Consider the following 13,363-nt stretch of genomic DNA (forward strand, 5'->3'; position numbering starts at 1 on the left):
GCTCACCCTATGACCGGTCGATGCCCGTCGCCGGTCGGGAAGACCTCCGCGCCGCGCCGCGCGGGTGCCCGCGCGCCATGCGCGGGCTGCTAGCGTTTGCACGTGTCCCGGACCCGTACCGAACGCCTGGTCAACCTGGTGATCTGCCTGCTGTCGACGCGACGCTTCCTGACCGCCGCGCAGATCGCCGCGACCGTGCCCGGCTACGAGCACGACCCGGACGACGCCAAGGACCACGAGGCGTTCCAGCGCAAGTTCGAGCGCGACAAGGCCGAGCTGCGTGAGCTGGGCGTGCCGTTGGAGACCGGCACGGCGAGCGTCTTCGACGCCGAGCCGGGTTACCGGATCGCGCCGCGCGCGTACGCGCTGCCCGACATTCCGCTCGAACCGGACGAGGCCGCGGCGGTGGGCATCGCCGCGCGGCTGTGGCAGCACGCCGGGCTGGCCGCCGCCGCGTCGTCCGGGCTGGCGAAGCTGCGCGCCGCCGGCATCGACGTGGACCCGCAGGCCACGCTCGGCCTGGAGCCCATGGTCACGGTCGACCCGGCGTTCGCGCCGCTGACCGCCGCCGCGCGGGACCGCCGCGAGGTCAGCTTCGACTACCGGGTGCCGGACCGGGACGCGCCGACCCGGCGCCGCCTCCAGCCGTGGGGTGTGGTCTGCTGGCGTGGCCGGTGGTACGTGGTCGGTCACGACCTGGACCGAGCGGCGACCCGCTGCTTCCGGCTGTCCCGGGTGGTCGGCACGGTCCGGGCGACCGGCGAGCCGGGCGCCTACGAGCCGCCCGTCGGCGTCGACCTGATCAGCCACGTGGCCCGCTGGTCCGGGCCGGTGGAGCGCACCGGCCGGGCCACGGTGCTGGCCACTCCGGGCCGCGCCGCCGGGCTGCGCCGCTGGGCGGTGGAGTGCCAGGCCGGCCCGGACGGCGACCGGCTGGTGCTGCCGTACGCCGACGCCGACTACCTGGCCGGCCAGATCGTCGGGTACGGCCCGGACGTGCGGGTCCTGGAGCCACCGGAGGTACGGGAGGCGGTCATCCAGCGGCTGAAGGAGGTCGCCGCCCGGCACGACGAGCTGGCGACCGCCGGGGGTGCCCGGTGACCCGCCCGGCGGCCCGCGCCGGCCGTGCCTCCGCCGACCGGCTGGCCCGGCTGCTCAACCTGGTGCCCTACCTGCTGGCCCGCCCCGGCATCGAGATCGCCGAGGCGGCGCACGACCTCGGGGTGACCGAGAAGCAGCTCCGGGAGGACCTGGAACTGCTCTGGGTGTGCGGGCTGCCCGGCTACGGCCCCGGTGACCTGATCGACATGGCGTTCGACGGCGACCGGGTCACCATCACCTACGACGCCGGCATCGACCGGCCGCTGCGGCTCACCCCCGACGAGGCGCTGGCCCTGGTGGTGGCGTTGCGGATGATCGCCGAGACGCCCGGGGTGGCCAACCGGGAGGCGGTCGAGCGGGCGCTCGCCAAGATCGAGAACGCGGCCGGTGACCTGGCCGGCGCGCCGGTGGAGGTCCGCCTGCCCGGCGACAGCGCCCGGGTACGCGAGCTGCGCGCCGCCGTCGAGCGCGGCCGGGCGCTGCGGATCACCTACTACACCGCGGCGCGGGACGAGACCACCGAGCGCACCATCGACCCGCTGCGGATGCTGATGGTCGGCGGCCGGGCGTACGTGGAGGCGTGGTGCCGCCGTGCCGAGGCGGTGCGGCTGTTCCGGGCCGACCGGATCGACGCGGTGGCCGAGCTGCCGGAGCAGGCGGTCGTGCCGCCGCAGGCCCGCCCGCACGACCTCAGTGACGGCGTGTTCCGCCCGTCGGCCGACCTGCCGCTGATCACGCTGCGGATCGGTCGGGGCGAGCGGTGGATCACCGAATACTATCCGTGCGAGCGCGTCGAGGCCGACGGCGAGCAGTGGCTGGTGTCGCTGCGCGTCACCGACCTCGGGTGGGCCCGGCGGTTCGTGCTCGGGCTGGGCCCGGAGGTGACGGTGGTCGCCCCGGCCGAGCTGGCCGAGCAGGTACGCGCCCAGGCCGTGGCCGCGCTCGACGCGTACGCGACCCCGGCCGGCACCGCCGACCCGGCGGCCGCCGGCGTCACCCGATAGGCTGACCGCCGTGGTGAAGTGGATCGTGCTCGGAGTCGTGCTGTTCGCGCTTGTCGTCCTGGCGCTGGCGGTCCGTCCGGTGGTGAGCCGCCTGTCCGGGCTGCGCCGTTCCGCGCTGGCGTTGCAGCGCCGGGCGGCCGAGGCGGAGTCGCTGCGGACCGCCGCCGAACAGCTGCAGGCGCGGGCCGAGTCGCTCCAGGAACGGATCGTCGTCGCGCAGGAGCGGATGACGTTGATCAAGGCCAAGCGCGGCGACTGATCGACGGCCCCCGGCCCGGTGAGCGTCGTTTGCGCGTAACCGGGCGGTTGCGCGCAGAAATGCGCGGACCTGGACGGTTGACGGGACACTTCGGGTTGGTCGAAACTTCACCGATCGGGCCCGCACCAGCAGGCCCACCGGGGTGGCAAGCCGCTGCGACGCACGTACGATGGGCGGCGACCCACCCTCACCGACACAGAGCGACTGGAGCTTCCCATGGGTGCCCTCAAGCCGTGGCACATCGCCGTACTCGTGGTCGTGCTGATCCTGCTGTTCGGCGCGAAGCGGCTCCCCGACGCGGCCCGCTCGCTGGGCCGATCCCTGCGGATCATCAAGGCCGAGACCAAGAGCCTGCAGGACGACGACCGTAACCTCGCCGAGAAGGCGGACGCGCAGGCCGGCTACCAGCCGCTCCCGCCGCAGCAGCCGGTGCAGGGGCAGCCGTACGCGCAGCAGCAGCCGTACACGCAGCAGCCGTACGCGCCGCAGCCGCAGCAGCCGGTCGCGCCGCCGGCCGACCCGGTGCAGCGCGTCCGCGAGAACTGATCCGAGAGGGCCCCAACCACCGTGGCCTTCGGGTTGAAGAAGCGCGGCCCGAGCAACTTCGCGCGGGCCGCCGACGGCTCGATGACGCTCATGGAGCACATCCGTGAGCTGCGCAACCGGCTGTTCCGCGCGTCGCTGGCGATCCTGGTCGGTTTCGGCTTCGGCATCTGGCTGGCCGAGCCGGTCCGGGAATTGCTGTCGAAGCCCTACTGTGAGCTGCCGCAGTCGCTCGACCCCGACACCGGCAAGTGCAACTTCGTGCAGCTCGGTGTCGCCGACGTCTTCCTGCTGAACCTCAAGATCGGTCTCTGGGTCGGTCTGATCATCGCGGCGCCGATCTGGCTCTACCAGCTCTGGGCGTTCATCGCGCCCGGCCTGCACCGGCACGAGCGGCGGTACGCGTACGTCTTCACCGCCCTGGCGGCACCGCTGTTCGCGGCCGGCGCGGTGCTGGCGTTCTTCGTCACCACCAAGGGACTCGAGTTCCTGCTCGACATCTCCGGCGACGACATCGCGACCACCCTCGAGGTGACCCGCTACATCTCGTTCGTCACGAACCTGATCATGCTGTTCGGGGTGGCGTTCGAGTTCCCGCTGATCGTGCTGATGCTCAACTTCGTCGGCCTGGCCAGCGCCAAGCGGCTGCTCAGCTGGTGGCGGGTGGCGGTGTTCGTGTTCTTCGCGTTCTCCGCCGTAGTCACGCCGACGCCCGACCCGTTCGGCATGACCGCGCTGGCGATCTGCCTCTGCGCGCTCTACTTCGCCGCGGTGGGGGTGGCGTTCATCAACGACAAGCGGCGCGGTCGCGGGCGTGAGGTGTACGCCGGCATCGCCGACGACGAGGTGTCACCGCTGGACCTGTCGACCGAGCCGGTGCCCGCCGGGGGCCGGATCGAGGCGTCCGAGCCGATCGGCGCGCCCGAGCCCGTCGTCGCCCCGAAGCCGATCGAACGCCGCTACGACGACATGACCTGACCGACCCCGCTCACCCGGACGCCGTCCCCACCTCACGGGGGCGGCGTCCGCGTTTCCGCAGCCGCCCCTCGCCGCCGCGCCGAGTGCCCTCCGCCGACCTTGAACTCGATGCCCGCGCGACGGCCCGCCCTTACGTTGATCATGGACTTGCTGCCCCTCGGATGACCGGTTTCCGCACTTTGCCCGGGCAGGAAGTGCAAGATCGCCGGGGCCGGGGCCGGGGCCGGGGCCGGGCCGGGGCCGGGGGGTCAGGTGATGCGGCGGGCTGCGTTGGGAGCGGCGGCGGGGAGCGCGTCGGGGTGGAGGATGGCGGCTATGGTCTCGGTGCCGTCGACCAGGCGCGGGCCGGCGCGCACGATCAGGCCGTCCGCGTCCAGCGCCCACACCTGCGCGCCGGGGAAGTGCCCGGCCACGCCGGCAGCCTGCACGGCCGCGCCGTCGAGACGGAAGCCGCACGGCGCGACCAGCACCACGTCGGGTCGGGCGGCCCGCAGGGCGTCCCAGGTGGTCGGGCCGGAGCGGGCGCCGCGGTGGGTGCCCACCGGCTCGCCGCCGGCCACGTCGACCAGGTCGGGAATCCAGTGTCCCGCGCCGAACGGCGGGTCCACCCACTCGACCACCGCGACCCGGGGCCGGGGCCGGCCCGCCACCGCCGCGCGGACCGCCGCGAGCCGGGCGCGCAGGCCGTCGACAAGGGCCTCGGCGCGCTCCGGCACCCGGGCCGCCGCGCCCACCGCGCGGATCGACTCCAGCACGTCGTCCAGGGTGTACGGGTCCAGCGACAGCACCTCGGACCGGCACCCGAGGTGGTCCACCGCGTCGGCGACCCGGCCCGAGGGCAGCGCGCAGACCCGGCACAGGTCCTGGGTGAGGATCAGGTCCGGGTCCAGCCCGGCCAGCGCCCCGGCGTGCAGCGTGTACAGGTCGGCTCCGGCCGCGACCTGCGCCCTGACGTAGGCGTCGATGTCGCCGGGACTCATGCCCCGGGTGTCCCGGCCGCCGACGACCACAGTGGTGCCCGCCCGGTACGACGCGGGCACCTCGCACTCGAACGTGACGCCGACCAGGTCGTCGCCGAGACCCAGCGCGTACACGATCTCGGTGGCGGAGGGAAGCAGGGAGACCAGCCGCATGCCGCCATCATGCCGGTCCCGCGGACCGCCCGGTGCGCGGGCACATCGGGTCGCCCTCGGGCCTTGCCGCCACGCCGTACGCGCTTAGACTCTGCTGACTCCGCCGAGCCCCCCGGGCGGTGTGCCGGGGTGCGTCGGCGCCCCGTTCCGGTCAGTCCGTCTGACCTGCGCTCCGGAGAACCCGATGAAGAGCCGTACCGCCGCCGTCCTGACCGTCCTCTGCGCGGCCACCGCGCTCACCGCCTGCGGTGACGACGAGCCCGCGCCGAAGGGCCAGCAGGTGCCGGTGACCGCCACCGACACCAGTTGTGAGGTCACCACCACGCTGTTCACGCCGGGCACCGTCACGTTCACCGTGACCAACCGGGGTCAGCAGGCCACCGGGGTCTACGTCTACGGCCGCGAGGGCGACGCCTTCACCAAGGTGATCGCCGAGGTGGCGGACGTGCCGGCGGGCCGCACCGGCGACCTGCGGGCCTCGCTGCAGACCGGCACGTACGAGGTGGCCTGCAAGCCCGGCCGGCAGGGCGACGGCGTGCGTACGAAGATCACCGTGTCCGACGACGGCAACCTGGCCAGCGCCGCAGCCGAGGTGGCCTACGACCGGTCGGTGACGATCGAGCTGACCGACGACGCGATGACCGGGGTGGACGCCCTGATCGCCGAGCCCGGCGAGAAGCTGGCGTTCAAGGTGACGAACAAGACCGCCGGGGCCCGGACGCTGTACGTGCTCAACCCCGACGGCAAGCGGGTCGCGGAGATGAAGGCGGAGGCCAACGGCACCGCCGAGACGGTGGTGACGCTCGGCGCGGCGGGGGACTGGTCGCTGAAGGTCAAGGGCGACGGCGTGCCGTCGGTGAGCAAGCGGCTGGTGGTGCGCTGAGGCGGCCGCGAAAACACCATCGATCCGGCTGCATCCACCGGGGACGGTGCGGGCGAAGCATTGGTCGTGACGACAGTCACGGACCTGGTCGCTTCGACGAAAGGCTCCCCGATGAACATCGCTCGTCTCGCCGCCCGGCTGGCCGTGGGCGCCACCGCGGCGGCGGTGGCCACCACCGCCGTCGCCGTGCCCGCCCAGGCCGGCGCCAAGCAGCCGGGCACGCGGTCGCTGGCCGCCGTGCTCACCGCGGACAAGAGCGGCTTCGACCGCAACTCGCGGGACTTCGACGTGCTCACCAAGGCGGTCCTGACGGTGCTGCAGGCCAAGCCGGACTCGCCGGTGAAGGTGCTCACCGACGGTACCGTCGCGCTGACCGCGTTCGTGCCGAACGACTACGCGTTCCGCGAGCTGGTCCGGGACATCACCGCCGCGAAGAAGCTGCCCGGGGAGAAGGCCGCGTTCGACGCGGTCGCCGGCCTGGGCGTGGACACGGTGGAGGACGTCCTGCTCTACCACGTCGTGCCGGGCGCGACGATCGACCGGAAGGCGGCGCTGAAGGCGGACGGCGCGGACCTGACCACCGCGCTCGGCGCCACCGTCGAGGTGGACGTGAAGCGCTGCTGGTACGGCCGCGAGGTGCGCCTGGTCGACGCCGACACCAGCGACCGCAACGCCAAGGTGGTGCGGTACGACATCAACAAGGGCAACAAGCAGATCGCGCACGCGGTGGACCGGGTGCTGCGCCCGATCGACCTTCCCTGAACCACCCCCGCCACGGCGCCCGGCACCCCCTGCCGGGCGCCGTCGGCGTGTGCCGCCCACCCGCCGTGTGACCTGGCTCTGGTGGGCGGCGCGAGCGGTGCCGTACGGTGCTCGCCGTGACCGCGCACGATCATGTCCCGCCCGGCCCCGTCGCCGTGCTCGCCAACCCGACCGCCGGCCGGGGGCGGCACCGCGGTCTGCTGCCCGGGATCCTGGAGCGCCTCGCCGGAGCGGGCCGCCCGGTCGAGCTGCTGCGCGCGCGTACCCCCGAGGAGGCGGAGGCGGCGTGCCACGCCGCGGTCGCCGGCGGCGCCGGGGCGCTTGTCGCGGTGGGCGGCGACGGCACGATGCACCGCGCGTTGCAGGCGGTCGCCGGCACCGATGTGCCGTTCGGGCCGGTACCGGCGGGCACCGGCAACGACTTCGCGGTGGACACCGGCTTCCCGGCCGACCCGGTGGCCGCGGTCGAGGTGATCGCCGACGCGCTCGCCGCCGGCCGTGCCCGGTCGGTGGACCTGGCGCGGCTGTCCCGGCGCGGCGAGGCCGACCGCTGGTTCGGCGCGGTGCTCGCGGCGGGCTTCGACGCGATCGTCAACGAACGCGCCAACCGGATGCGCTGGCCGCGCGGCCCGCGCCGGTACGACCTGGCGATAGTGGTCGAGCTGGCCCGGCTGCGGCCACGTCGCTACCGGCTGGTTCTCGACGGGGTGGCGCAGGAGGTCGACGCGGTGCTGGTCGCGGTGGGAAACACGGCCAGCTACGGCGGCGGCATGCGGATCTGCCCGGACGCCGACCCGCACGACGGCCTGCTGGACGTGGTGGTGGGCGGGCGGTTCGACAGGCGCACGCTGATGCGGGTCAAGCCGCAGATCTACCGGGGCACCCATGTCACGCACCCGCTGGCGCGCGTCTACCGGGCGCGGACGGTGGAGCTGGCCGCCGAGGGGATCACCTCGTACGCCGACGGGGAACGCTCCCTCGACCTGCCGGTGACCGTCACGGCCGTGCCGGCGGCGCTGCGGCTGCTGCGCTGACCGCCGCCACGCCCTCGGCGTCCGGTGGGCCGGGAACGGGCGGCGGCGCGGTGGACGGGGCGGCGGCGCGGACCGCGCCGGCGCTCGCGGCGACCACCAGCCCGATCGCGAGCACCTCGACCGGGTGCAGCGCCTGGCCGAGCACCAGCCAGCCGGCCACCGCGGCGATCGCCGGGCCGAGGCTCATCATGACCGCGAACGTCGCGGTGGGCAGCCGCCGCAGCGCCGCCAGCTCCAGGCTGTACGGCAGCACGGAGGCGAGCAGCGCCAGCCCGGTACCGAGCCCCAGCACCACCGGGTCGGCGAGGCGACCGCCGCCGTCGGCCAGCCCGAACGGCAGCGTCAGCAGCGCCGCGACGGTCAGCGAGAGGGCCAACCCGTCCGCGCCGGGGAACCGCGCGCCGATCCGCGCCGAGCAGACGATGTACGCGGCCCACATCGCGCCCGCCGTCAGCGCCAGCGCCGCGCCGACCGGGTCGAGCCGGTCGAACCCGCCCTGCCCGAGCAGCGCCACCCCGCCCAGCGCCAGCGCGGCCCAGAACCAGGCCGCCGCCCGGCGCGCGCCGAACACCGACAGCGCCAGCGGGCCGAGCACCTCCAGCGTCACCGCCGGACCGAGCGGGATCCGCTCGATCGCCTGGTAGAAGATCGAGTTCATGCCGGCCAGGGCCAGCCCGAACGCGACCACTGCGGCCCAGTCCCGGCGCCCGTACCCGCGCACCCGGGGGCGGCACACCACGAGCATCACCAGCGCGCCGATGGTCAGCCGCAGCGTCACCGCCCCGGCCACCCCGGTACGCGGGAACAGCAGCGCCGCCAGCGCGGAGCCGAACTGCACCGACAGCGCCCCGCCGAGCACCAGCGCGACGCCGCCGAGCCGGCCCGGCGCACGCGGCGGCAAGGGGTGAACACCGGTCATGCACCTGACCGTAGCCGGTGCGCCGGGACGGGTTCGCGCCGCTGGCGGGGTGTGCGCTCAGCCGCCCCCGGCCAGGTCGAGCACCGCGCCGAGCCCGTTCGGGCGGCCGGCGTCGGCGCACGGCAGCACCAGCACCCCGCACCCGGCCGCGACCGCGCCCGCGTCGGCCGGGGTGTCGCCCACCATGAGCGTGCGCTCCGGGTCGACGCCGAGCATCCCGCAGGCGCGCAGGAAGATGCCCGGGTCCGGCTTGCAGCGCCCCACCTCGTACGACAGCGCGTACGCGTCGACCAGCCCGTCGAGATCCCAGGCGGCGAACAGCGGTCGCAGGTCGAAGCCGATGTTGCTGACCACCGCCACCTTCACCCCGGCGGACCGCAGCGCCCCGAGCACCGGCGCGGTGTCCGGGTACGGCACCCAGCCCTCGGGCACCAGCACCCGCTCGTAGAGCGCGTCGGCGAACCCGTCGATGCCGGTGTCCACCGTCTCGGCCAGCCCGGTGTACGCGCCCCGGTGGGCCTGCGGGTAGAGATCGCGGTCGGCCCACAGCTCGGCCAGCCGGGGCGGCACCCGGGCCGGCAGCGGGCCACCCGCGCGCCCGGCGGTGAGCAGCCGGTCGGCCAGCGACGTGGCCCGGATCCGGTCCAGCTCGACGCCGCAGGCGGACGCCGCGGCGAGCACCCAGGTCAGCGGCTCCTCCACCTGGGCGAGCGTGCCGTGGAAGTCGAAGAGCACCGCCTCCACCGGCCGGCGGGACGGGCGCGGGCCCACGACGTCGTCGGCGCCGCTGGCGGCATGGGGCAGTTCGGTACGGTCCGGCACGTCGTGCACCCTACCGACCCGCTCCGACCGTCCTGCCGGATGGCCTTGACCGGTACTCGTCGGCCGTACCGATTAATCTTGGATCCATGTCGAGCCCCGCCGAGCGGTACGCCGCGGCGCGCCGCCGGGCCGCGCAGGCCTCCGCCTTCCCGGCCCTGGACGAATTCTCCCTGGATCTCGGGTTCGATCTCGACGACTTCCAGCGCGAGGCGTGCGAGGCGCTGGAGCGGGGCAGCGGCGTGCTGGTCTGTGCGCCCACCGGCGCCGGCAAGACCGTGGTGGGCGAGTTCGCGGTGCACCTGGCGCTGCGCGGACGGCCCGGCGGCGACGCGCCGGCCGCCCGCCGCAAGTGCTTCTACACCACGCCGATCAAGGCGCTGTCCAACCAGAAGTACCACGACCTGGTGGACCGCTACGGCGCCGAGCAGGTCGGCCTGCTCACCGGCGACAACGCGATAAACGGCGACGCGCCGGTGGTGGTGATGACCACCGAGGTGCTGCGCAACATGCTCTACGCCGGCTCGGCCACCCTGGAGGGCCTGGCGTATGTGGTGATGGACGAGGTCCACTACCTGGCCGACCGGTTCCGCGGCGGGGTCTGGGAAGAGGTGATCATCCACCTGCCCGAGTCGGTCACGCTGGTGTCGCTGTCGGCCACCGTCTCCAACGCCGAGGAGTTCGCCGACTGGCTGGTCACCGTACGCGGCGAGACCGCCGTGGTGGTCTCCGAGCACCGCCCGGTGCCGCTGTGGCAGCACATGCTCGTCGGCAAGCGGATGTTCGACCTGTTCCACGACGCCGACGCGGCCCGCAAGCACGACGTGCACCCGGAGCTGCTGCGCTACACCCGGGACACGATGCGCCGGCTGGAGCTGGGCGAGGGCCGCAGCGCCGGCCACGGTGGCGGCCGGCGCGGCCCGCGTTGGCGCGGTCCGATGCGCCCGGACATCGTCGACCGGCTCGACCGGGAGGGGCTGCTGCCGGCGATCCTGTTCATCTTCAGCCGGGCCGGCTGCGACGCCGCAGTGCAGCAGTGCCTGGCCGCCGGGCTGCGCCTGACCTCCCCTGAGGAACGCGCCGAGATCCGCCGGGTGGTCGAGTCCCGGGTCACCGCCATCCCCGGCGAGGACCTGTCGGTGCTCGGCTACTGGGAGTGGCTCGACGGGCTGGAGCGCGGGCTGGCCGCCCACCACGCCGGCATGCTCCCCGCGTTCAAGGAGGTCGTCGAGGAGCTGTTCGTCCGCGGGCTGGTCAAGGCCGTCTTCGCCACCGAGACGCTGGCGCTGGGCATCAACATGCCGGCACGCTGCGTGGTGCTGGAACGCCTGGTCAAGTTCAACGGCGAGGCGCACGTCGACCTCACCCCGGGCGAGTACACCCAGCTCACCGGCCGGGCCGGCCGCCGGGGCATCGACGTCGAGGGCCACGCCGTGGTGGTCTGGTCGCCGGAGACCGACCCCCGGCACGTGGCCGGGCTCGCCTCCACCCGCACCTACCCGCTGCGCTCCAGCTTCCGGCCGTCGTACAACATGGCCGTCAACCTGGTCGGCAGCGTCGGCGCGGCGCCGGCCCGCGAGCTGCTGGAGTCCTCGTTCGCGCAGTTCCAGGCCGACCGGTCGGTGGTCGGTCTGGCCCGGCAGGTGCAGCGCAACACCGAGACCATCGAGGCGTACGGCGCGGAGGCCGCCTGCCACCACGGCGACTTCGACGAGTACTTCGCGCTGCGGGTGGCGATCGCCGACCGGGAACGGGCCATCGCCCGGCAGGGGCAGAGCCAGCGCAAGGCGGCGGCTGTCGCCTCGCTGGAGCGGCTGCGGGTCGGTGACGTGATCCGGGTGCCGTCCGGGCGGCGGGCCGGCCTGGCGGTGGTGCTGGACCCGGCCACCGGCGGGTTCGGTGAGCCCCGGCCGCTGGTGCTCACCCAGGACCGCTGGGCCGGGCGGGTCACCCCCGGTGACTTCACCACCCCGGCGGAGGTGCTGACCCGCATCCGGGTGCCGAAGCACTTCAACCACCGTTCGCCTGCGGCCCGGCGGGACCTGGCCGCGGCGGTCAGCGGCACCGGCCTGGACCGGCACGGCGGCCGGCGGGGCGGCCGGTCCCGTCAGGCGGCGGGGGAGGACCACCGCCTCAGCCAGCTCCGCGTCGAGCTGCGCGCGCACCCGTGTCACGCCTGCCCGGATCGGGAGGAACACGCCCGCTGGGCGGAGCGGCGGCGCCGGCTGGAACGCGACACCGAGGAGCTGCGTCAGCGGGTGTCCGGGCGGACCGGCTCGCTGGCCCGTACCTTCGACCGGATCGTGGCGTTGCTGACCGCGCGCGGCTACCTGGCCGCCGACGGTGAGGTCACCGACGCCGGCCGGATGCTGGCCCGGATCTGGACCGAGGCGGACCTGCTGGTGGCCGAGTGCCTGCGCCGACGGGTGTGGGACGGCCTGTCCCCGGCCGAGCTGGCCGCCGCCGTGTCGGTGGTGGTCTTCGAGGCCCGGCGGGACGTCGACGAGCGGGCGTCGTTGCCGCGTGGCGGGGTCGCCGACGCGGTCGACGAGACGCTCAAGCTGTGGGGCGACATCGAGGCCGACGAGGCGGCGCGCGGCCTGGCGGTGACCCGCGAGCCGGATCTCGGGTTCGCCTGGCCGATCTACCGGTGGGCGCGCGGCGAGGCGCTGGCCAAGGTGCTCGCCAGCGGGCACCAGATCGACGGGGAGATGCCGGCCGGCGACTTCGTCAGGTGGGCGCGACAGGTGGTCGACCTGCTCGGGCAGGTCGCCGACTCGGGTGGCGCTTCGGCCGAGCTGCGCGGCACCGCACGGCAGGCCATCGCGGCGGTCAACCGGGGCGTGCTGGCCTACCACGCCTCCGCCTAACGGTCACTTTCGGTCACCGGTCGCCGGGAATCGACGCATCGCTGCGTCACCGCGCTGACACCCCGCGAATTGTCGGGGGGTCGATGCATGCCCTGGTCAGGGCCTATCCCATCATTGCCCCGGGGCGCCGTGGGTCGCGCTGCGTCGATGGTGAGGGAAGGGCGTCGTGGGCGAGATCAATCACTTCGAGTACGGGTGGATCACACCCGCGCTCAGCTACGCGTTGTCAGTGCTCGGCTCGGCGCTCGGACTGGTCTGCGCCGGGCGGATCCGGACCGCCACCAGCGGCGGCCAGCGCGCCTGGTGGGGCCTGCTCGCCGCGTGGGCGCTGGGTGGCACCGCGATCTGGGCCATGCACTTCATGGCGATGCTCGGGTTCGCCGTCTCCGGCACCCGGATCCGCTACGACGTGCCGCTGACGGCCGCCAGCACCGCGATCGCGGTGGCGTCGGTCGGCATCGGGCTGGCGATCGTGGGCACCGGCCGGCTCGCCGCGCCGCGTCTGCTGGCCGGCGGGTTCTTCACCGGCGCCGGGGTGGCCGCCATGCACTACACCGGCATGGCCGCGATGCGCCTGGACGGCTCGTTCGGCTACGACCCGCTGCGGGTGACGCTGTCGGTGGTCATCGCGATCGTGGCCGCCACCGTCGCGCTCTGGCTGGCGATGACCGTCCGGCGTGGGCTCGCCATCGCCGCCTCGGCGCTGGTCATGGGCATCGCTGTCAACGGCATGCACTTCACCGGCATGAGCGCGCTGTCGGTGCACCTGCACGAGAGCCGCGGCCCGGCCTCCGGCACCGAGGTGAGCGGACTGCTGGTGCCGATCGTGCTGGCGGTGGTCTTCGGCGTGGTGGGGCTCGTCTACGCGCTGCTCGCCGCGCCGTCGGACGACGACCGGGCCGGGGCCGCGTACGTCAGCTCGCGGCTCGGTGACGCGCCGCGGACGGTCGCCGCCGAGCCCGCGCCGGACCCGGTGGGCCTGCGTGCCCGGTCGACGCTGGCGCAGCCCGGCGCCCAGTTCCCGAGCCGCCGGAGCACCGACCGCCCTTCGTGATCAA

Annotated in this window: 13 protein-coding genes; 10 read left to right on the forward strand and 3 right to left on the reverse strand. The window is 74.4% G+C overall.

What is annotated here, in order from left to right:
* Window positions 1-102: 102 nt before the first annotated feature.
* From KBX43_RS16470 to tatC, 5 genes are all read left to right on the forward strand, one after another.
* The gene (locus KBX43_RS16470; protein WP_069089790.1) at window positions 103-1,101 is read left to right on the forward strand and encodes a YafY family protein; all 999 of its coding nucleotides are present in this window, start codon (window positions 103-105) and stop codon (window positions 1,099-1,101) included.
* A complete protein-coding gene (locus KBX43_RS16475) occupies window positions 1,098-2,105 on the forward strand; it encodes a YafY family protein (RefSeq protein ID WP_043324373.1) in 1,008 nt (335 codons plus the stop codon). The genes KBX43_RS16470 and KBX43_RS16475 overlap by 4 nt, the downstream gene beginning before the upstream one ends.
* Before the next feature lie 10 nt (window positions 2,106-2,115).
* Entirely contained in the window at window positions 2,116-2,364 is a 249-nt protein-coding gene (locus tag KBX43_RS16480) for a hypothetical protein (RefSeq protein WP_043324371.1), read from the forward strand.
* Window positions 2,365-2,580: 216 nt separating this feature from the next.
* The gene (gene tatA, locus KBX43_RS16485; RefSeq protein ID WP_104112471.1) at window positions 2,581-2,910 is read left to right on the forward strand and encodes a Sec-independent protein translocase subunit TatA; all 330 of its coding nucleotides are present in this window, start codon (window positions 2,581-2,583) and stop codon (window positions 2,908-2,910) included.
* A gap of 21 nt (window positions 2,911-2,931) precedes the next feature.
* Window positions 2,932-3,885 (forward strand): twin-arginine translocase subunit TatC, encoded by a 954-nt coding sequence (gene tatC / locus KBX43_RS16490; RefSeq protein ID WP_187694586.1) that lies wholly within the window; start codon window positions 2,932-2,934, stop codon window positions 3,883-3,885.
* A 248-nt stretch (window positions 3,886-4,133) separates the two neighbouring features.
* Here tatC and KBX43_RS16495 read toward each other — a convergent pair whose 3' ends face one another.
* Window positions 4,134-5,018 (reverse strand): ABC transporter substrate-binding protein, encoded by an 885-nt coding sequence (locus tag KBX43_RS16495; protein WP_210885258.1) that lies wholly within the window; start codon window positions 5,016-5,018, stop codon window positions 4,134-4,136.
* Window positions 5,019-5,202: 184 nt separating this feature from the next.
* On the opposite strand from KBX43_RS16495, the gene KBX43_RS16500 reads away from it, so the two are divergent.
* The 3 genes from KBX43_RS16500 to KBX43_RS16510 all read left to right on the forward strand — a co-directional run bounded on the left by KBX43_RS16500 (window position 5,203) and on the right by KBX43_RS16510 (window position 7,697).
* Complete coding sequence (locus tag KBX43_RS16500; protein ID WP_064446096.1) at window positions 5,203-5,901, forward strand: hypothetical protein; 699 nt, start codon at window positions 5,203-5,205, stop codon at window positions 5,899-5,901.
* A gap of 111 nt (window positions 5,902-6,012) precedes the next feature.
* Window positions 6,013-6,663, forward strand: a complete 651-nt coding sequence (locus tag KBX43_RS16505) for a fasciclin domain-containing protein (RefSeq protein ID WP_187694154.1) — start codon at window positions 6,013-6,015, stop codon at window positions 6,661-6,663.
* A gap of 116 nt (window positions 6,664-6,779) precedes the next feature.
* Window positions 6,780-7,697, forward strand: a complete 918-nt coding sequence (locus KBX43_RS16510; RefSeq protein WP_374226008.1) for a diacylglycerol kinase — start codon at window positions 6,780-6,782, stop codon at window positions 7,695-7,697.
* Here KBX43_RS16510 and KBX43_RS16515 read toward each other — a convergent pair.
* Entirely contained in the window at window positions 7,660-8,616 is a 957-nt protein-coding gene (locus tag KBX43_RS16515; protein WP_064446093.1) for a DMT family transporter, read from the reverse strand. The genes KBX43_RS16510 and KBX43_RS16515 overlap by 38 nt on opposite strands.
* Window positions 8,617-8,673: 57 nt before the next feature.
* Complete coding sequence (locus KBX43_RS16520; RefSeq protein WP_374226009.1) at window positions 8,674-9,438, reverse strand: HAD family hydrolase; 765 nt, start codon at window positions 9,436-9,438, stop codon at window positions 8,674-8,676.
* A gap of 86 nt (window positions 9,439-9,524) precedes the next feature.
* Here KBX43_RS16520 and KBX43_RS16525 point away from each other — a divergent pair, with 86 nt between their 5' ends.
* Both KBX43_RS16525 and KBX43_RS16530 read left to right on the forward strand, forming a co-directional pair.
* Entirely contained in the window at window positions 9,525-12,305 is a 2,781-nt protein-coding gene (locus KBX43_RS16525) for an RNA helicase (protein WP_210885266.1), read from the forward strand.
* Between the two features lie 166 nt (window positions 12,306-12,471).
* The gene (locus tag KBX43_RS16530; RefSeq protein WP_064446091.1) at window positions 12,472-13,359 is read left to right on the forward strand and encodes an MHYT domain-containing protein; all 888 of its coding nucleotides are present in this window, start codon (window positions 12,472-12,474) and stop codon (window positions 13,357-13,359) included.
* Window positions 13,360-13,363 lie beyond the last annotated feature (4 nt).

Origin of the sequence: Micromonospora sp. C41, from assembly GCF_018070485.1 — a bacterium.
Lineage (GTDB): Bacteria > Actinomycetota > Actinomycetes > Mycobacteriales > Micromonosporaceae > Micromonospora > Micromonospora chalcea.